Raw genomic sequence first — 17,866 nt, 5'->3', positions numbered from 1 at the left:
GGCTCAGCGCCCGCCGCGCAGGTCCGCTTCCATCTGGAGCTTGCTCGGGATGTTGAAGCGCACCTTGTAGACTTGGTAGTTCTCCATCACCCGCTGCACGTAGTTGCGGGTCTCGGAGAAGGGGATGCACTCCACCCAGTCCACCACGTCCACGTCCGGGTCGCGCGGGTCGCCGTAGCGGGCGATCCACTTGGCGACGCTGCCGCGCCCGGCGTTATAGGCGGCGAAGGCCAGCACGTAGTTGCCGCCATATTGCGCCACCAGCTCGCCCAGCTCGGCGGCGCCGAACTGCACATTGTAGGACTGGTCGCTCATGAGCCGGCGCTCGTCATAGGAAACGCCCGTGACCTTGGCCACCTGCCGTCCGGCTTCGGGCGTCACCTGCATCAGGCCCATGGCCTTGGCGCTGGAATAGGTTGCCGGGTTGAACTGGCTCTCCTGCCGGGCGATGGCATAGACCGCCGCCTTGTCCACCGGGTCGCCGATGGGGCTGTAGTTGGGCAGGCCGAACGTCGGAAAGGCCTCGGCCTCCAGCGGATGGCCCTCGGCAAGCCCCTCTTTGCCCACCACCAGCGCGCCGCGCGGATCGTTGTTGGATTCGGCGAGGGTTGCGAGCATGGCGAGCTGGCTCGAATCCTCCATCCGCCAGGCGAGGTCGTAATAGATGGTCAGCGGGATGTCGCGCGCGCCCACGGCATAGAGCATCCGGATCGCCTTGACCGGCTCCAGGCGGGCGAAGGTGTCGCGCGCGCCGAAGGACGGGGAGGGCGCCCCGCGCAGCACCACAGGGGCCATGCCGAGCTTGGTGCGCGAGAGCTGGCCGTAATAGGTCGCCGGGAATTTGGCTGCCGCCTGATAGCCGGCATTGGCCCGGCCACGATCACCCATAGCCTCCGCCGCGCGGGCCTGCCAGTAATAGGCGCGCGACAGCGTGATGGGATGCTTCTGGTCGTCATCGACCTTGGCGAAATGCTGGGCGGCCCGGCTCGGGTCCTTCAGGAAGCGCAGGGCGATCCAGCCGGCGGTCCACTGCTGCTCGGCGCGGTAGTTGTCGGCCTGCGGCGGCACACCGGTGGCGGCGACCTTGTAGGCGGTCTGGAAATCGCCGGCATCGAGCAGCTCACGCGCGACGAGGCGGCGTTCGATCCACCATTCGTCCGGGTCCGCCAGCACCTGATCGGAGCTGGAGCCGGCGAGCAGGGCCCGCGCCGCTTCCTGAGGCTTGTCGGCCCGGCGCAGCAGCTGGGACTTGGCGAAGAGATAGGCGGGGTCGCTCGACAGCGTGAACGGCACGAGGCCGAGCAGCTTCTCGCCGTTCGCCTCCTTGCGCGCGATCGCCATGCGGGCCTTGGTGAGCGCCAAGATGTCGCTGCCGGCGCGCGCGGCGGCGCGCAGGGCGCGGTCGGTGTCCGGCTTGTAGCTGAAGTGGTCGGCCCTCAGCTTGTGGTCGGCGCGGGTCAGGAAGCCGGAGAACTCGTCGATGATCTTGCTCTCGAAGAGCTCGTTCAGCTCGTCGTTGCGCCAGGCGTCGCGCACCCACTCGGCCGCGTCTTGCCGCTTGCCGATGGAGACGAGATAGCGCGCGAGCGCCACCTTGCCCTCGCCGGACAGGGGCGCCTGATCGGCGAAGAAGGCCTGCGCCTTCGCCGGGTCCTTGTTTTCCTGGAACAGCACGCGCTCGGCGCGACGGCGCAGGGTGGACTGGGTTGGCCAGCCCGGCTTTTCCTGGATGAATTCGTTGATGGCGTTGAAGCCGAGATCGTTCGGCGCGTGCCGGATGACAAGCCATGTCACCAGCGTGCGCGCCACCGGATCGTCGAGCTGCTGGGCCGCCCCCATGGCCTCGGCGGCGCGGCCGTTGCGGGCGGCGTTCACCGCGACCTTCAACGCGGCGAGATCGCCGCCGGGGATGCTGGACGACGCGCCGACCGTCGGCGCAGGCTGATGCACAGTGGGCGCGACGCGTGCCGCAGCGGGCTTGCCGGCGGACGGTTTGGTGGACGCGCTCTTGCTCGCCGCGGGCTTTGTGGCCGTGGCGGGCTTGGCCGGCGTGGCCGACTTCGCATCCTTGGACTTCGTGTCCTTGGACTTGGCGTCCTTCGCCTTGGCATCCTTGGCCTTGGAATCAGCCGTCTTGCTGTCCTTGGATTTCGCGTCCTTGGCGTGGGCATCCTTCGACTTGGCGTCGGTCGACTTCGAATCCTTGGAGGCGGACGCGGACGGCTTGGCCGGGGGTGTCGGCGCGGATTCCGCAACCGCCGGCATCGCCCCGCTCCAGGCGAGGGCGAGCGCAAGCGCGCCCACGGACATCAGGCTCGAGACAGACGACATGAAGCTTCCTCGCGGGCGCGGGCTGTGGTGGCGTATTCCCCCACCCGCATGTTCGGCCACCGGCGTTGACGAAACCCTAACCTCAATGAAGTCCGAAAACCGGGCGAAACCACGGCTTTCGGGACCTTGGCGGTTGCTCCGGGGCAAATCTGCCGCAGGCTACCCCCTTGCGGCAGCTTGCTACCATTCCCGAAGGGCATTTTGCCCTCATGGCAACGATCGTCGCAGCGCATCCCCCTTTCCGGCCGGGCGGCAAAAGGATAAGGGTCAAGGTCCGCACCCGCCGCTCTCCCGAGCCGGCGCGGCGCCGGGCCGGTCGTTCGCGGCAGGTCCCGGCCAACCACAAGCTCCCAGGAACCCAAGGCGTTCGCCATGTCGCCCATCCCGTCTGCGTCCCGTTTCCGCGGCTCGTTCACCGCCCTCGTCACCCCGTTCCGCGACGGCGCGCTGGACGAGAAGGCGTTCCGTGCCTTCGTGGACTGGCAGATATCCGAGGGGACGCACGGCCTCGTCCCGGTCGGCACCACGGGCGAAAGCCCCACCGTCTCCCATGAGGAGCACAACCGCGTGGTGGAATGGACCGTGGAGCAGGCCGCCGGCCGCGTTCCGGTCATGGCCGGCGCGGGCTCCAACAACACCGCCGAGGCGGTCGCGCTGGCCGAGCATGCCCAGAAGGTCGGCGCCGACGCGCTCCTCGTGGTGACGCCCTACTACAACAAGCCCACGCAGGAAGGCCTCTATCGCCACTTCAAGGCGATCGCCGACGCCGTGGACCTGCCGATCTTCATCTACAACATCCCGAGCCGCTCGGTGATCGACATGTCGGTCGAGACCATGGCCCGGCTGTTCGAGATCAAGAACATCGCCGGCGTGAAGGATGCCACCGCCTCCATGACCCGCGTGTCGCTGCAGCGGCAGGTGCTGGGGCCGGACTTCATCCAGCTCTCGGGCGAGGATGCGACCGCCCTCGGCTTCATGGCCCATGGCGGCCACGGCTGCATCTCGGTTGCCTCCAACGTCGCGCCGCGCCTGTGCTCGGAGTTCCAGCTGGCCTGCCTCGCCGGTGACTTCAAGGCGGCTCTGGCGATCCAGGACAAGCTGATGCCGCTGCACACGGCGCTGTTCGTGGAGACCAATCCGGCGCCCACCAAGTATGCCCTCTCGCTCCTCGGCAAGATGAGCGAGGAGGCGCGCCTCCCCATGGTGCCGGTTTCCGAGACCACTCGCGCCGTGGTGCGCAGCGCCATGGTGCAGGCCGGCCTCATCAACTGAGGCGGCATCTGCTATGCTTCGCCCATGACCAAGTTGCTGGATGAAGCCATAGCGGAAATCCGCAAGCTGCCCGACGCCGAGCAGGACCGCGCCGCGGCCCTGCTTCTCGCTCTGGCCCAAGACCTCGCGCACGAGCAGGATGACGACGCCGCGAACTATCGGCTGACGCCGGAGCAGGTGGCGCAAGTGCGCCTCGGTCTCGAGCAGGCGCGCAGGGGTGAGTTCGTGCCCGAGGAAGAGGTCGAGGAGATGTGGCGGCAGTTCGGGCGGTGAAAGTCAGGCTCACGCCGGCGGCGCAGCAGGATCTTGCGGCAATCCTCGCCTATCTGGAGCGTCAGTCACCGCAAGGGCGGCGCAGGGTCGGCTCGGCCATCCGAAGAACATTGGTTCTCCTCTCGGCGTCGCCTTTCATAGGACGCCCGGGCGAAATCAAACCCGCGAGGCTGTTTCCGGTTCGCGGCTATCCCTATCTCATTGCGTACAGCGTGGACGCGGAGCGGAACGTGATCTCCGTCGCTTCCATCGTGCATATGGTGCGAGACCCTGGCTATATTGGCCCATCATGACATCCAAGAAGACCGTAGCCCCCCGCAAGATCGCCGCCGACAACCGGCGCGCCCGCTTCGATTTCGAGCTGGGCGAGACGTTCGAGGCCGGCATCTCCCTCACCGGCACCGAGGTGAAGAGCCTGCGCAACGGCAAGGCGACCATCGGCGAGAGCTACGCCGCCCAGAAGGAGGGCGAGATGTGGCTCTACAACGCCTATATCCCCGAATATCTGGAAGCCAACCGCTTCAACCACGAGACTCGCCGGCCACGGAAGCTGCTTCTGCACAAGCGGCAGATCGCCAAGCTCGGGCAGGCCGTGGAGCGCGAGGGCATGACGGTGGTGGCGACCAAGATCTATTTCAACGATCGCGGTCGCGCCAAGGTGGAGCTGGCGCTGGCCAAGGGCCGCAAGGCGCACGACAAGCGCGAGGCCTCCAAGGAACGCGACTGGGCGCGCGACAAGGCGCGCCTGATGCGCGAGCGTGGGTGAGGGAAGGGGCGTCATGCCGGGCAAGATCGCCTTCGACCATTGCGTCGTCCATGTGAGCGATTTCGCCCGCTCCAACGCCTTCTATGCGTCCATCCTCGGCGCGGAGGTGGTGACGGTGGGCACGGGCTTCGCCTACCGCTTCGGGGACCGCCAGCTGAACCTGCATGGGCCGGGCGTCGATCCGGTGCCGGTGGCGCGTCTGCCGGTGCAGCCGGGCAATTCCGATCTGTGTTTCCGCTGGGATGGCCCGATCGCGGAGGCCGTGGCGCACCTCGCCGCCCATGGCATCACGCCCGAACTCGGCCCGGTGCGTCGATTTGGTGCCCGTGGCCACGGCACCAGCGTCTATTTCCGCGATCCGGACGGGTCGCTGCTCGAATTCATCTCCTACGAAACCTCTCAGGGGGACGCGTCATGAGCACTTCCGGCTACACCAGCCTGCCCGATGACCTCCCGTCGCCGGAAGACGACGGCCTCGCCGCGCACCTGCCGGGGCTGGAGCTGCCCATCATCAACCTCCCCGCGACGGACGGCCGGCACATCGATCTGTCCGGCCTTTCCGGCCTGACGGTGGTCTATGCCTATCCGCGTACGGGCGTGCCCGGCCAGCCCTTGCCGGAGGGCTGGGACGCCATTCCCGGCGCGCGCGGCTGCACGCCCCAGTCCTGCGCCTTCCGCGACCACTTCGCCGATCTGCGGGACGCCGGCGTGGAGCATGTGTTCGGCCTGTCGCTGCAGGACAGCGACTATCAGCGCGAGGCGGTGGATCGGCTCCATTTGCCGTTCCCGCTGCTCTCCGATCATCGGCATGAGCTGACCACGGCCATCCGCCTGCCGACCTTCGAGGTGGAGGGCGCGAAGCTGCTGAAGCGCATTACCCTCATCATCGAGGAGGGCGCCATCAGCCACGTCTTCTATCCGGTGTTCCCGCCGGACCGGAACGCGGCCGACGTGCTGGCTCATTTGCGCCGGGGGCGGCAGGGCTGAGCGCTCAGCCCAGGCAGCTCAGCCCAGGAAACTCAGCCCAGGTTCGCGCGGACGGCGGAAAAGACGGAGCGGAACATCTCGGGCGTCAGCACGCCGGTGTTCGTGTTGTAGCGCGAGCAGTGGTAGCTCGCGAACAGCCGCACGCTGCCCACCTCGTCCGAGACGCCATGGCCGAACTTGAGCCGCGAGGCCTTCTGGCCGAGCGCGGCAAGGGTCGAATCGTGGGCGATCTTGCCCAGCGTGACGATGGCCCGGAGCGCCGGCATTTCGGCGATGGCGGCCGAGAGGAAGCGCCGGCAGGTGCGGATTTCCTCGGGCGTCGGCTTGTTCTGGGGCGGCACGCAGCGCACGGCATTGACGATGCGCGCGCCGGTGAGGGTCAGGCCATCTTCCGGGTGCGCCGCATAGGGGCCACGCGCGAAGCCGTATTCGATCAGCGTCGCGTAGAGCAGGTCGCCGGCATAGTCGCCGGTGAACGGGCGGCCCGTGCGATTGGCACCCCGCAGGCCCGGCGCGAGGCCGACGATCAGCAGCGGCGCGTCGACCGGCCCGAAGGCAGGCACGGGCGCATTGTGCCATGCGGGTTCATTCGCCCGCCATTCCTCGCGGAAGTCCACGAGGCGCGGGCACAGCGGGCAGTCGCGCCCCGGCTCGGATGCCGGGGCAGCGGCGGCCGCTTTGGCAGCCATCTTGGCGGGCACGGGCGGCGTCAGTCGTTGCCGTCGCCGGCCGCGGTCGTGGCGCTGCGCCGCTCGAGGAAGCGGGGCGTCTCCTGCATCCGGCCCTGCCGCTCGGACGGGTCGCGGCCGATCTTGGGCTGGAGGTCCACCAGATCGATGAAGACGTCCGCCTGACGGCGCAGGTCATCCGCGATCAGCGGCGGCTGGGTGGAGATGGTGGACACCACCGAAACCCGCACGCCCTTGCGCTGCAGCGCCTCCACCAGCGAGCGGAAGTCGCCGTCGCCGGAGAACAGCACGATGTGGTCCACGTGCTCGGCGAGCTCCATGGCGTCCACGGCGATCTCGATGTCCATGTTGCCGCGCACGCGGCGCCGGCCCTGCGCGTCCGTGAACTCGCGGGCAAGCTTGGTGACCACCGAATAGCCGTTGTAGTCCAGCCAATCGAGCAGCGGCCGGATGGAGGAATATTCCTGATCCTCGATCAGCGTCGTGTAGTAGAACGCGCGAAGGAGGTATCCGCGGCTCTGGAATTCCTTGAGGAGCCGCTTGTAGTCGATATCGAAGCCCAACGCCTTGGTCGCGGAATAAAGGTTGGCGCCATCAATGAGAAGAGCGATCTTTTCCTGGCCCTGCATACAAAGGTCCGCCGATGGAATGGGAAGGGCAGAACGGGAACGGCTGCAAACCACGTCGTCCTGTCGCCTTTCTCCGACGAAGAACCGTTCAAGGCAAGCGAAAAAGGCGCGGCGCTTGGCCGGCGGGGTTGCCCCTTTGGCCGAATTGCTGTATCGACGCCCTCTTCTCAAGGCCTGTATTCTGTGCGCATCGCGCATAAGGGAGTGACGAGCCGATGGCCCGTGTCACCGTAGAAGACTGCATCGACAAGGTGGACAACCGGTTCGAGCTGGTTCTGCTCGCCGCCCACCGCGCGCGCATGATCTCGTCCGGCCAGCAGATCACCATCGACCGGGACAACGACAAGAACCCTGTCGTCGCCCTGCGCGAGATCGCCGACGAGACCGTGAGCCCCGAGGATCTCAAGGAAGACCTCATCCACTCGCTGCAGAAATACACCGAGGTGGATGAGCCCGAGCCCGAGGCCGTGCCGCTCATCGCGTCCAGCGACAGCTCCGGTGGCGAGGACAGCGACGTCATGCTCGACCGCATGACCGAGGAAGAACTGCTCGCCGGCCTCCAGGGCCTCGTGCCGCCCGAGCACAACGACGACGACGAGGGCTGATCGCCGTTTCGGCGACGGACCCAGCGTTCGCGGCCGGGCACTGCCCGGCCGTTTGCGTTTTGGATCTCCGTTCGCTGGCATTTCGCGGCTAAAACGATTTGCCCATCGGTTGACGGTCCCTTCCGAGGAGCCTAACGTTCGCGCCATGCTTCGTTCCGGATGCCATATGCCGGCCCACCTTCCGGCCCTTCGGCGAATTCCTCGCCCGGTCGACCCTGTCGGCCGGGTAGACTTGCGCGCCTGAGGCCGTCGACGGCCGCGGCGCGATCCTCCGCCGGGGCAGGCCCATCAGGTGACTGCCCAGAGAATTGCGCGGCAAGGCCCGCATCAGTCCGGATCGTCCCCCATGTCCAGCCGTGAACCCGCCGCTCATCGCGACGGCTCCTCCCCTGTCCGTCCGCAACAGTCCTCGTTTCGCCTCGCCGTCGCGGCCGAGCCGGAAACCAACCTGCTGCTGCGCTTGCTGGAGCCGTTCGTGATCCACGACGTCCTGCCCAGCCGCGTCGACTGCCGGACGGACGAAGACACGCTCAGCGTCACCATCGCATTCGCCGCGGAGGAGGCCGTCGCCGTACGCCTCGGCCAGAGGCTCGGCGTCATGGTGGGCGTCCGCACGGCGGACCTCACGACCGCCGAGCAGACGGCGCAGATGCGGGCGGCCTGACGGAAACGGCCATGCTCAGCACGCTTGCGGACATTTCTGTCATCGTCCTGCCGGTGTTCGGCATGGTGCTGGTCGGCTACATCTCCGCCCGGGTCGGCCTCGTCAGCGAACGGGCGACGGATGGGCTGGCGGAGTTCGTGTTCAGCCTGTCTGTGCCGGTCCTCATCTTCAAGACGCTGACCGAATCGAAGCTGCCCGAGGCCCAGCCGTGGGGCTACTGGATCGCCTATTTCGCCGGCGCCTTCTTCGTGTTCGCCATCGCCATGGTGGCGGCGGAGCGGCTGTTCGGGCGGGGGCGGCAGGAAGCGGTCATCCACGGCTTCGCCGCGGGCCAGGCCAACACTGTGTTCGTCGGCGTGCCGTTGATCCTGAAGGCCTATGGCGAAGCGGGAGCGGTGCCGCTGTTCCTGCTCATCGCCATCCACCTGCCGGTGATGCTGGTGGCCGCTACCGTGATGCTGGAGGGCAGCCACGGCTTTTCCCGCGCGACCATGATGCGGCTCGGCAAGGCGCTCGCCTTCAACCCCATTCTGCTCGGCATCTATGCCGGGGCGCTGGCCAAGGTGGTGGGCATCCAGGCCGTGGGCGTGCCGAAGCAGATGATCGACCTTCTCTCCGCCGCCGCGACACCCTGCGCGCTCATCTCCCTCGGTCTGTCGCTGAAGCGCTACGGCATGGCGGGGGGCGATCTCCTGCCCTCGGCGCTCATCAGCTTCCTGAAGCTCATCGTCCATCCGGCGGCGGTGTTCGCGCTCACCATGGTCTTCAGCATGCCGCCGGTGTGGGCCGGCGTGGCGGTGCTGTTCGCGGCCATGCCGAGCGGCGTCAACGGCTATCTTTTGGCGCAGCGCTATGGTGTGGGGGTGGCCACCTCCACCAGCGCAGTCTCGCTCTCCACCGGGCTCGCGGTGGTCACCGTGGCGTTCTGGCTCTACATCCTTGGGGTCGGCTGAAGCGGATCGAGCCCCAGTCGCGCGCGGATGTCCTCTGGTGTCGCGCCGCAGTTTCTGAGCGCGAGGAGGCTGGTGGCCGAATTGCTCTTGGAGAGCTTGTGGCCGCTGCCGTCGAGGATCAGCCGGTGGTGGTGATAGACCGGCGTCGCAAGGCCAAGCAGCCGCTGCAGCAGAACGTGGACCGAGGTGGCGTGAAACAGGTCCATGCCGCGGATGACCCGGGTGATGCCCTGCAGCGCGTCGTCCACCACCACTGACAGGTGATAGGACGTCGGCACGTCCCGCCGCGCCAGCACCACGTCGCCCCACTGCGCCGGATCGGCCGGCGCCGGGGCGGCCGGGCCTTCCGGCAGATCCCGGGCTTCCGGCCAGAAGAGCGGCCCACTGCCGATAGCCTCCATCGCCGCAGCCATGTCCAGCCGCAGCACATAAGGCTCGCCCGCCGCCCGCCGCTGTGCGCGCTCCCCATCGGACAGCCCTGAGCGCTGGAAGGGATAGAGCGGCGCTCCATCCGGGTCCCGTGGGGCCGGGCGCCCCTCCTTCGCCTCGGCCTCGATCACGGCGCGCGCGATGTCGGAGCGGCTCTCGAAGGCGGGATAGACGAGGCCCATGGCCTCCAGCCGCGCCATTGCTTTGGCATAGTCCGCGAAGTGCTCGGACTGGCGCCGCGGCGGTGCGGCGGGCACGATGCCGAGCCAGGCGAGGTCATCGAGGATGCCCTGTTCGAATTCGGGTCGACAGCGGGTGGTGTCGATGTCCTCCATGCGCAGCAGGAAGGTGCCGCCCGTGCGGGCCGCCGCCTCGGCATTCACCAGCGCCGAGAAGGCGTGGCCGAGATGCAGCCGGCCGTTGGGGCTCGGCGCGAAGCGGCAGACGAAGGGAAGGGGAGGCTGGGGCATGGCGTCCGCTATTAGAGCGATATCCCGTTGTGACAGACAAGCCTGTGGGTTTGCGTGATGAAGGAGCCGCGGCTCACCGACCAAGGCGTGTTCGACCGCGCCTTCGCGCAACTGCTGGAGCTTGATGATCGCCTCGTTCCTGTGGCGGAGGTGGCCGGGCGCCCGGCCCTGCGCCGCCGGCCGCCCGGATTTGCCGGCCTGTGCGCGGTGGTGATCGCCCAGCAATTGTCGGTCGCCTCGGCGCGGGCCATCTCCGCGCGGTTCGAGGCCGCGATGGGCGGGACGCCCACGGTGGAGGCCATGCTGGCCGCGCCGGTGGAGACATTGCGCGGGGCCGGCCTGTCCGCACCGAAGATCCGCACCCTCACCGGCATCGCCCGCGCGCTCGCGGAAGGCGAAGTGGACCTTGAGGCCGTGGCGCGCATGGAGGCGGATGCCGCGGCCGAGGTGATGACGCGGCTGCCCGGCATCGGGCTTTGGACCGCCGATATCTACCTCCTGTTCTGTCTCGGCCGCGCCGATGCCTTTCCCCATGGCGACCTCGCGCTCCAGGTGGCGATGGGCGATGCGTTCGAGCTGGGCGGCCGCTGCACGCCCCTCGGCCTGCGCGCCATCGCCGAGGATTGGCGGCCGCTGCGTGGCGTGGCGGCTCATCTGCTGTGGGCGTATTATGGTGCGCGGCGCGCCCGCCTCGGCGCCCCGGCCTGAGAAGAGCGTGCCCATGTCCTTTCCCCTCGACGGCGTTTCCCTCGACGAGCCCATTCTCGACGGCCCGCGCCTGCGCCCGCGCCATGGTGGCGCGCCTGACAGCCTCGTCGTGCTGCTGCACGGCTATGGCGCGGACGGGCGCGACCTCATCGACCTCGGCAACGCCTGGGCCGACCTGCTGCCCGGCACCGCTTTCATCTCGCCCCACGCCCCCGACCCCTGCGAGGGCGCGCCGGTTGGCCGGCAGTGGTTCCCGCTGAGCTTCCGTGATCCCCACGAACTGGCCCGTGGCGCCGAGGCCGCGGCGCCCGTGCTGGCTGCATTCCTGGAGGTGGAACTGGCGAAATACGATCTGCCGCCGTCGCGGCTGGCGCTGGTCGGTTTCAGCCAGGGCGCGATGATGGCGCTGAAGATCGCGACCACCGCCGCCGTAGCACCGGCCGCCGTGGTCGCCTATTCGGGTCTGTGGGTGGAGGCGGCGGGCGGGGTGCCGCGCGACCTGCAACTCCGCACGCGCCCGCCCATCCTTCTGGTGCACGGCACGGAGGACGAGGTGATACCGGCCCAGGCCCTGTTTGCCTCCGCCCGCGGCCTCGCAGATGCCGGCGTGCCGGTGGAATGGCACCTCAGTCAGGGGCTCGGGCACGGCATCGACGATGGCGGCCTCGCCCATGGCGGCGCCTTCCTCGCCGAGTTCCTCGCAGCAAAGCCGCGCTGAGACGGTAACAGAAGCAGGCGCGGTGGTGGCGCGAGTAAATGCCCGGAAATGGCCGTGGTTTGGCCTCGGCTTCACAACAGTGACACGGAGCATATAGAGTATCCGCCGCGTACCGGGATCGTCAGGCGCGATTCGGGTGCGAAGACGAGGAGTTCGGTCCTTGACCACTGCTTTGTCACCAGGTGCCTGGCCAGCGCTCGTGCTCAACGCGGACTACCGCCCGTTGAGCTATTACCCGCTGTCGGTCTGGAGTTGGCAGGATGCCATCAAGGCGGTCTTTCTCGACCGGGTGAACATCGTCGAATATTACGACAAGGCGGTGCGAAGTCCGGGCTTTGAAATCCGGCTGCCCAGCGTCGTTTCACTGCGCACCTTCGTGAAGCCGACCCGGCAGCCCGCCTTCACCCGCTTCAACGTCTTCCTGCGCGACCGCTTCTCCTGCCAATATTGCGGCTCCCGCGAGGATCTCACCTTCGACCACGTGATTCCACGCTCGAAGGGAGGCCAGACGACCTGGGAGAATGTGGTCGCCGCCTGCTCCCCGTGCAATCTGCGCAAGGGCGGCCATATGCCGGCGGACGCGGGGATGTGGCCCGCCCAGACGCCCTTCCAGCCGTCCGTCCACGATCTCCACCAGAACGGCCGGCACTTCCCGCCGAACTACCTGCATGAGAGCTGGCTGGATTATCTCTACTGGGATACCGAGCTCGATCCCTAGGCGATATCGCCTCGCCCCTCACATCAGCGCGCCTGACTGAGATACCGCAAACGCGGACACGGCCATGCCGAAACCCGCGTCGGGCAGCTGGGCGCTCCGTCCACGGCCGGCGGAGACGATGCCACTCCGCCGGGTCTTCCGCGCGGTCAGGCCGCCTGCCGTGCCGCCTTGTCGCCGGCGAACAGCACCGGATCCACCTCGCGCAGCCAGACCAGCGTGCGAGCGACGCCCTCGTCGAAGGAGACCTGGAGCGGGTTTGCCACCCCGTTGATGGGCCCGAAGTCGGTCGGGCCGGGGGTGGTCATGCGGAAATAGCGACCCATGTCGTAAGGGGCCGGCAGTCCCGCAGCGCGCATGGCCGAGCCGATGGCGCCCAGTGCCCAGAGACCCTCCGTGCGCAGGCGCTTGGCCGGGCGTCCGGTGAGCGGCACGCAGAAGGCATCGGCCCAGGCGCCGTACTCGATCATGCCGTCGCCGAGATAATAGACAGTGTGGGACAGGCTCGGGCGCGGTGCCTCCAGCAGCTTGAGCATCTGCCAGGCGGTGTTGGTGACATAGCCGTAGCCGCGCATAAGCGGCTTGGCGGTCGCCGGGTGGCGATAGCGCCCCTCGGCCATGCGGCGCCAGATCTGCTGGGCGAAGGACGGATGGCCGGGACCCCAGATCACGGTCGGACGGGCGATGATCCAATCGCCGACCTTGCTCGCACGCACCAGCCGCTCGGTCTCGGTCTTCGCCTCGCCGTAGACGGTGTAGGGCACATAGTCGGTTTCCGACTTCGGCACCACGCCGGGGCGCACCACATACTGGGTGGACGTGTGCAGGAAGCGCTTGAGGCCGGGCAGGGCCTCGGCCGCGGCCAGCACGTTGCGGGTGCCGTCGATGGTGGTCTTGAATTCGTTCAGGTGCTTGATGTTGACGTCGATATCGCTGGCGAGGTGAGCGATGTGGCTCGGCTGAGCCTCCAGGACCGCGCGGCGGACCGCGTCGGCGTCGCGCACGTCGAGCTGGCGCCACATCGGCTTCTGTGCAGCCGCAACAGGCGGCTTGATGTCGAGGTTCACGATCTCGAAGCCAGCCTCGCCGGCGAGGCGTGCCAGTTCAGACCCGATGAACCCGGATCCACCCGTAATTAGCAGACGGCGATCATTCGACATCGCAATGAACTCCAACCGGATATTTCGGGAGACGGGGCCTCAGGCGACCGGCCTGCGCTTGCGGATTTCGCGGGCCGGGTTGCCGCCGTAGACGGTCCAGGCGGCGAGCGACTTGAAGGCGACACCCCGCCCGCCGAGAACCGCGCCTTCCTCCATGGTGACCCCCGGTCCGACAAAGGCGTCGGAGGCGACCCAGGCGTGGCGGCGGATCAGGATCGGGCGCGTGATGAGCTGGAAGTCGGGATCGTCGATGTCGTGGGAGCCGGTGCACAGGTGGCAGCGCTGGGCCACGTTGGCGAACTCCTCAAGCTCCACCTTGTCCTGGGTGTAGACGAGGGTGCCCCAGCCGATGACGGAGTGCCGTCCCATGGTGAGGTTGGGCGGATACCAGACCTTGGTCGAGCCGTAGATGCGCGCGCCTGGCGCGATCTTGGCGCCGAACAGCCGCAGCAGGAAACGACGCCAGGCATGGAGCGGCGGCGGCGTCCACGAGGCCAGAAGGAGCCACGTCACATTCCACACCGCCCGGTGGATGCGGTGCGAGAGCGAGAAGCTCGGTTTGCCGAAGACCGACGACGACTGCTTCGCATCAAGAATCGACATGGCGGGCAAATCTTCCGACAGGGAGCCAATCTCGGGTGCCGCGGCTTTGCCGCGCATTACGGCGTCACGGATATCGAGGCGGAGCCTGAGGCGCTGCTGATCGTTTCGAAGCGACGTCGATCATCCTGAGACGATCCGTCGACGACACGTTGCAAGGAGGGCCGGCGCCGAAACCGGCGCTCACGATCCTCGGTTCCTGCGGACGCCAAGGCAGCTCACCTCATTCAAACGTATGAGATGAGATACCATTTTTGCGCTGCACCGCAAATCCTTTTGCAGTGCCCACGCTGCCGCAGGCGCGGCCCCGTTCCAGGTCGCGCGCCGTCAGCCGACGGCGATCTCCTTGCCGCTCGCGCCCCATTCCGTCCACGAGCCGTCATAGAGGGCGAGGGGGGCTTTCCCGACCATTTCCAGCGCCACCCAGAGGATGGCGGCGGAGACGCCGGAGCCGCACGAGGTGATGACCGGGCGCGCGAGATCGAGGCCGGAGCCGTCGATGGCCTTGCGCAGCTCGGCCGGCGGCACGAGGCGGCCGTCCTTCACGATGAGGCCGTGCGGCAGGTTGAAACTTCCAGGCATGTGGCCGGAGGGCAGGCCCTCGCGCGGCTCCGGCGCCTCGCCGCGGAAGCGGGTGTCCTGGCGGGCGTCGAGCACCTGCGCCGAACCGGTCTTGAGTGCCTGATCCACCCGCTCGATGTCGGCGACGAGGGAATGGTCGAAGCGCGGGGTGAAGCTCGCCGGCAGGCGGCGCACCGGGCCATCCTCCAGCGGGCGGCCTTCGGCCTTCCACTTGGGCAGGCCGCCATCCAGCAGCTTCACGTCGCCCGCGCCGAAGGCGCGGAAGGTCCACCACACACGCGGCGCGGAGAACAGGCCGACGGAATCATAGACCACGATGCGCAGGCCGTCGCCGATGCCCAGCGCCCCCACGGCTACCGCGAAGCTGTGCGCGTCCGGCAGCATGTGGGGCAGGGGCGTGGAGTGGTCGGCGATGGTGTCGATGTCGAAATGCACCGCGCCGGGAATGTGCTCGGCGAGATATTCCTTGGCGCCGCTGCGGCCCGAAGCGGGCATGTGCCAGGAGGCGTCCACCACCACGAGGTCCGGCGCGCCGAGATTGGCCGCGAGCCACTCGGTGGAGACGAACGGGCTCTCAGGGGTGTCCACCGGCAGGGTAGTCTCGGACGCAGTGCTCATGACGATCTCGCTCGCGTTCGGGCGGGGCGCGGTTTCCTCGGCTGGAACGCGCCCCGCGTCAAGCCGTCAGACGAGGACGTTCGGCACCTCGGCCTTGCGCTCCAGCCATTCCGGCACCGGCAGGTTCTTGGAGCGCAGGAACTCGGGGTTGAACAACTTCGACTGGTAGCGCGTGCCGTAGTCGCAGAGGATGGTCACGATGGTGTGGCCCGGCCCCAGCTCCTTCGCGAGGCGGATGGCGCCGGCGACGTTCACACCCGACGAGCCGCCGAGGCACAGGCCCTCGTGCTCCAGCAGGTCGAATACGACAGGCAGTGCTTCCTCGTCCGGGATCTGGAAGGCGGCATCCACCGGCGCGTCGACGAGGTTGGCGGTGATGCGCCCCTGCCCGATGCCCTCGGTGATGGAGGAGCCCTCGGCCTTCAGCTCACCGGTCGTGTAATAGGAATAGAGCGCGGCGCCCATGGGATCGGCGAGGCCGATCTTGATGTCCTTGTTGCGCGCCTTCAGCGCCATGCCGATGCCGGCCAGCGTGCCGCCGGTGCCCACGGCGCAGATGAAGCCGTCCACCTTGCCCTGCGTCTGCTCCCAGATTTCCGGGCCCGTGGTGTCGATATGGGCCTGCCGGTTGGCCACGTTGTCAAACTGGTTGGCCCAGATGGCACCGTTCGGCTCGGTCTTGGCCAGCGCCTCGGCGAGGCGGCCGGAGACCTTCACGTAATTGTTGGGGTTGGCGTAGGCGACGGCCGGCACTTCCACCAGCGTCGCGCCGGCGAGCCGCAGCATGTCCTTCTTTTCCTGGGACTGGGTCTCGGGAATGACGATCACGGTGCGGAAGCCGAGCGGCGCGGCCACCAGCGCGAGGCCGATTCCCGTATTGCCGGCCGTGCCTTCCACGATCACCCCGCCGGGCTTCAGCTCGCCGCGGGCCACCGCATCCTGGATGATGCCGAGCGCCGCGCGGTCCTTCACCGACTGGCCGGGATTGAGGAACTCCGCCTTGCCGAGGATGTCGCAGCCGGTCTCCTCGGAGGCCCGCTTCAGACGGATAAGGGGTGTGTTTCCGATGGAGTCCACAAGGCCGTTACGGATCATGGAAGAAATACCTTCATCGCAATGTGAAATTTAATGGGCCTTATGCTGCCTCGGCGCGCGTCTCCCCTCAATAGCGGCGTTGGCAGGCCGGCGCAAACGCATGGGATTGCGCCGGGAAGAGGCGTCAGCGGGCGGCCGCGCGCGCCTCTGTGGGGGCCGCGTGCCGCAGATGCTCGAAGGCGCGCAGGGCGCGGTCACGGGCGGCGGCGTGGTCCACGAGGGGCTTGGGATAGGTGTGGCCGAGCCTGATGCCTGCGGCGGCGAGGGTATCCTGCGGGGCGGTCCACGGGTGGTGGATGAGCTTCGCCGGCAGGCGCTTCAGCTCGGGCACATAAGTGCGCACATAGGTGCCGTCGGGATCGAATTTCTCGCCCTGCATCACCGGATTGAAGATGCGGAAATAGGGCGCGGCATCGAGGCCGGAGCCGGCCACCCATTGCCACGAGGCAGCATTGTTGGCGGCGTCTGCGTCCACCAGCGTGTCCCAGAACCAGTCTTCGCCGGCGCGCCAGTCGATGAGCAGGTGCTTGGCGAGGAAGGAGGCCACCACCATCCGCACCCGATTGTGCATCCAGCCCGTCTGCCAGAGCTGGCGCATGCCCGCGTCCACCAGCGGATAGCCGGTCAGGCCGCGCCGCCACGCCTTCAATTCGCCGGAGCACTCGCGCCAGGGGAAGGCGTCGAAGCTCGGCTGGATGTTGCGCCGGGCGATGTCCGGCTCCTCGGCGAGGAGATGGTAGGAAAATTCCCGCCAGTAGAGTTCAGCCTCGAACTTGGCTGCGTCGCTGCCCGGCACCGCGCCCGCGTCCACCACGTGGCGGACGGCGAAGAGGATCTGGCGGGGGGAAATTTCGCCGAACCTGAGATGCGGGGACAGGCGGGAGACGTGGTCGAGGTCCGGTCGGTCGCGGCCCGTGGCGTAGCCTTTAAGTCCGTCGTCGATGAAGGCGGAAAGCCGCTGCCGCGCCGCCGCCTCGCCCACGTTCCATGCGGCACGGAGCCCGCTGGCCCAGTCCGGCTTTTCGGGCTCCAGCGCGAAGCTCTCCAGCGTGTCGCCCTCCGGCGCGCGGGCCACGCCCTTGAGGTGCTTCGGAGCGGGTAGGGGCGGGGAGAGATCGCGCTCGCGCAGGGCCGCACGATGGAAAGAGGAGAAGGTGCGCGGCATGCGCCCCGATCCGCCCAGCACCGTTCCGGGCGGATGCAGCAGGTGGGCGCAGAAGCGCAGCACGCGGCGATCCTCGGCCGCGAGCCGGGCGGTGATGGCCCGGTCCAGCTTGCCCTCGGCCTCGCCCGCCCGGTCGTTGAAGGCGACGGTGGCGGCGCCGAGCGCGGCAGCCATCTCCGGCACGATGCGGGTGGCCGGCCCCTGCCGCAGGATCAGGGGAATGCCGTGATGGGAGAGGTCGGCCCTGAGCGCCCGCAGGGATTGGGCGAGCCACCAGCGGGCGGCGCCGCCGAGCGGGCGGATATGCGGGCTGTCCTCATCCAGGACATAGAGCGCGGCGATGGGCGCGCCGGCCTCGGCGAGGGCGTTCAGCGCCGGGTTATCGGCGAGGCGCAGATCGTCTCGGAACCACAGGAGGGATGGAGCGGCTGTCATGA

At 68.1% G+C, this 17,866-nt stretch carries 21 protein-coding genes; 12 read left to right on the top strand and 9 right to left on the bottom strand.

Going from position 1 to position 17,866, the window contains the following annotated elements; all coding sequences use genetic code 11:
* Nucleotides 1-3: 3 nt before the first annotated feature.
* A complete protein-coding gene (locus EJ105_RS09605) occupies nt 4-2,331 on the bottom strand; it encodes a lytic transglycosylase domain-containing protein (RefSeq protein WP_250166138.1) in 2,328 nt (775 codons plus the stop codon).
* A gap of 372 nt (nt 2,332-2,703) precedes the next feature.
* Here EJ105_RS09605 and dapA point away from each other — a divergent pair, with 372 nt between their 5' ends.
* Genes dapA through EJ105_RS09580 form a run of 6 tightly spaced genes read left to right on the top strand, consistent with a single transcriptional unit; the run spans nt 2,704 to nt 5,629 of the window.
* Nucleotides 2,704-3,603 carry a 4-hydroxy-tetrahydrodipicolinate synthase gene (dapA, locus tag EJ105_RS09600; RefSeq protein WP_155982317.1) on the top strand — a complete coding sequence of 300 codons (900 nt, stop codon included), beginning with the start codon at nt 2,704-2,706 and terminating at the stop codon, nt 3,601-3,603.
* 24 nt (nt 3,604-3,627) lie between these two features.
* Entirely contained in the window at nt 3,628-3,876 is a 249-nt protein-coding gene (locus EJ105_RS09595) for a hypothetical protein (protein WP_250166137.1), read from the top strand.
* A complete protein-coding gene (locus tag EJ105_RS28075) occupies nt 3,855-4,169 on the top strand; it encodes a type II toxin-antitoxin system RelE/ParE family toxin (RefSeq protein ID WP_394041831.1) in 315 nt (104 codons plus the stop codon). The genes EJ105_RS09595 and EJ105_RS28075 overlap by 22 nt, the downstream gene beginning before the upstream one ends.
* Complete coding sequence (gene smpB / locus EJ105_RS09590) at nt 4,166-4,642, top strand: SsrA-binding protein SmpB (RefSeq protein ID WP_250166136.1); 477 nt, start codon at nt 4,166-4,168, stop codon at nt 4,640-4,642. The genes EJ105_RS28075 and smpB overlap by 4 nt, the downstream gene beginning before the upstream one ends.
* Nucleotides 4,643-4,655: 13 nt before the next feature.
* Nucleotides 4,656-5,060 carry a VOC family protein gene (locus tag EJ105_RS09585; protein WP_250166135.1) on the top strand — a complete coding sequence of 135 codons (405 nt, stop codon included), beginning with the start codon at nt 4,656-4,658 and terminating at the stop codon, nt 5,058-5,060.
* Nucleotides 5,057-5,629: a peroxiredoxin gene (locus tag EJ105_RS09580; RefSeq protein WP_250166134.1), complete on the top strand. Its 573-nt coding sequence runs from the start codon at nt 5,057-5,059 to the stop codon at nt 5,627-5,629. The genes EJ105_RS09585 and EJ105_RS09580 overlap by 4 nt, the downstream gene beginning before the upstream one ends.
* A 32-nt stretch (nt 5,630-5,661) precedes the next feature.
* Here the strand turns inward: EJ105_RS09580 and EJ105_RS09575 are convergent, their stop codons facing one another.
* Both EJ105_RS09575 and EJ105_RS09570 read right to left on the bottom strand, forming a co-directional pair.
* Nucleotides 5,662-6,318, bottom strand: a complete 657-nt coding sequence (locus EJ105_RS09575; RefSeq protein ID WP_250166133.1) for a uracil-DNA glycosylase — start codon at nt 6,316-6,318, stop codon at nt 5,662-5,664.
* Nucleotides 6,319-6,338: 20 nt separating this feature from the next.
* The gene (locus EJ105_RS09570) at nt 6,339-6,947 is read right to left on the bottom strand and encodes a LabA-like NYN domain-containing protein (protein ID WP_029558161.1); all 609 of its coding nucleotides are present in this window, start codon (nt 6,945-6,947) and stop codon (nt 6,339-6,341) included.
* 215 nt (nt 6,948-7,162) lie between these two features.
* On the opposite strand from EJ105_RS09570, the gene rpoZ reads away from it, so the two are divergent.
* The 3 genes from rpoZ (at nt 7,163) to EJ105_RS09555 (ending at nt 9,169) form a co-directional block, all read left to right on the top strand.
* Nucleotides 7,163-7,552 carry a DNA-directed RNA polymerase subunit omega gene (gene rpoZ / locus EJ105_RS09565; protein WP_024279425.1) on the top strand — a complete coding sequence of 130 codons (390 nt, stop codon included), beginning with the start codon at nt 7,163-7,165 and terminating at the stop codon, nt 7,550-7,552.
* Nucleotides 7,553-7,898: 346 nt separating this feature from the next.
* On the top strand, nt 7,899-8,216 hold the full coding sequence (locus EJ105_RS09560; RefSeq protein ID WP_250166132.1) for a hypothetical protein: 318 nt from the start codon (nt 7,899-7,901) through the stop codon (nt 8,214-8,216).
* Between the two features lie 11 nt (nt 8,217-8,227).
* Nucleotides 8,228-9,169, top strand: coding sequence for an AEC family transporter (locus tag EJ105_RS09555; protein ID WP_250166131.1), 942 nt, complete (start codon nt 8,228-8,230; stop codon nt 9,167-9,169).
* Here the strand turns inward: EJ105_RS09555 and gluQRS are convergent.
* Nucleotides 9,148-10,068, bottom strand: coding sequence for a tRNA glutamyl-Q(34) synthetase GluQRS (gene gluQRS / locus EJ105_RS09550; protein ID WP_250166130.1), 921 nt, complete (start codon nt 10,066-10,068; stop codon nt 9,148-9,150). The genes EJ105_RS09555 and gluQRS overlap by 22 nt on opposite strands.
* A gap of 57 nt (nt 10,069-10,125) precedes the next feature.
* On the opposite strand from gluQRS, the gene EJ105_RS09545 reads away from it, so the two are divergent.
* The 3 genes from EJ105_RS09545 to EJ105_RS09535 all read left to right on the top strand — a co-directional run bounded on the left by EJ105_RS09545 (nt 10,126) and on the right by EJ105_RS09535 (nt 12,212).
* On the top strand, nt 10,126-10,776 hold the full coding sequence (locus EJ105_RS09545) for a DNA-3-methyladenine glycosylase family protein (protein ID WP_250166129.1): 651 nt from the start codon (nt 10,126-10,128) through the stop codon (nt 10,774-10,776).
* Between the two features lie 13 nt (nt 10,777-10,789).
* On the top strand, nt 10,790-11,494 hold the full coding sequence (locus EJ105_RS09540; protein ID WP_250166128.1) for an alpha/beta hydrolase: 705 nt from the start codon (nt 10,790-10,792) through the stop codon (nt 11,492-11,494).
* 160 nt (nt 11,495-11,654) lie between these two features.
* The gene (locus EJ105_RS09535) at nt 11,655-12,212 is read left to right on the top strand and encodes an HNH endonuclease (protein WP_081837692.1); all 558 of its coding nucleotides are present in this window, start codon (nt 11,655-11,657) and stop codon (nt 12,210-12,212) included.
* A gap of 146 nt (nt 12,213-12,358) precedes the next feature.
* Here the strand turns inward: EJ105_RS09535 and EJ105_RS09530 are convergent, their stop codons facing one another.
* The 5 genes from EJ105_RS09530 to EJ105_RS09510 form a co-directional block, all read right to left on the bottom strand.
* Nucleotides 12,359-13,369 (bottom strand): NAD-dependent epimerase/dehydratase family protein, encoded by a 1,011-nt coding sequence (locus EJ105_RS09530; RefSeq protein WP_250166127.1) that lies wholly within the window; start codon nt 13,367-13,369, stop codon nt 12,359-12,361.
* A gap of 39 nt (nt 13,370-13,408) precedes the next feature.
* Entirely contained in the window at nt 13,409-13,972 is a 564-nt protein-coding gene (locus EJ105_RS09525) for an LbetaH domain-containing protein (RefSeq protein WP_038194763.1), read from the bottom strand.
* 324 nt (nt 13,973-14,296) lie between these two features.
* The gene (gene sseA, locus EJ105_RS09520) at nt 14,297-15,169 is read right to left on the bottom strand and encodes a 3-mercaptopyruvate sulfurtransferase (RefSeq protein WP_250166126.1); all 873 of its coding nucleotides are present in this window, start codon (nt 15,167-15,169) and stop codon (nt 14,297-14,299) included.
* Between the two features lie 66 nt (nt 15,170-15,235).
* A complete protein-coding gene (locus EJ105_RS09515; protein ID WP_029558173.1) occupies nt 15,236-16,264 on the bottom strand; it encodes a cysteine synthase A in 1,029 nt (342 codons plus the stop codon).
* Between the two features lie 124 nt (nt 16,265-16,388).
* Complete coding sequence (locus EJ105_RS09510; RefSeq protein ID WP_250166125.1) at nt 16,389-17,864, bottom strand: cryptochrome/photolyase family protein; 1,476 nt, start codon at nt 17,862-17,864, stop codon at nt 16,389-16,391.
* Between the last annotated feature and the right edge of the window lie 2 nt (nt 17,865-17,866).

It is taken from the genome of Xanthobacter aminoxidans (assembly GCF_023571765.1).
Lineage (GTDB): Bacteria > Pseudomonadota > Alphaproteobacteria > Rhizobiales > Xanthobacteraceae > Xanthobacter > Xanthobacter aminoxidans.
This window is presented reverse-complemented; position numbering and strand designations above follow the sequence as displayed.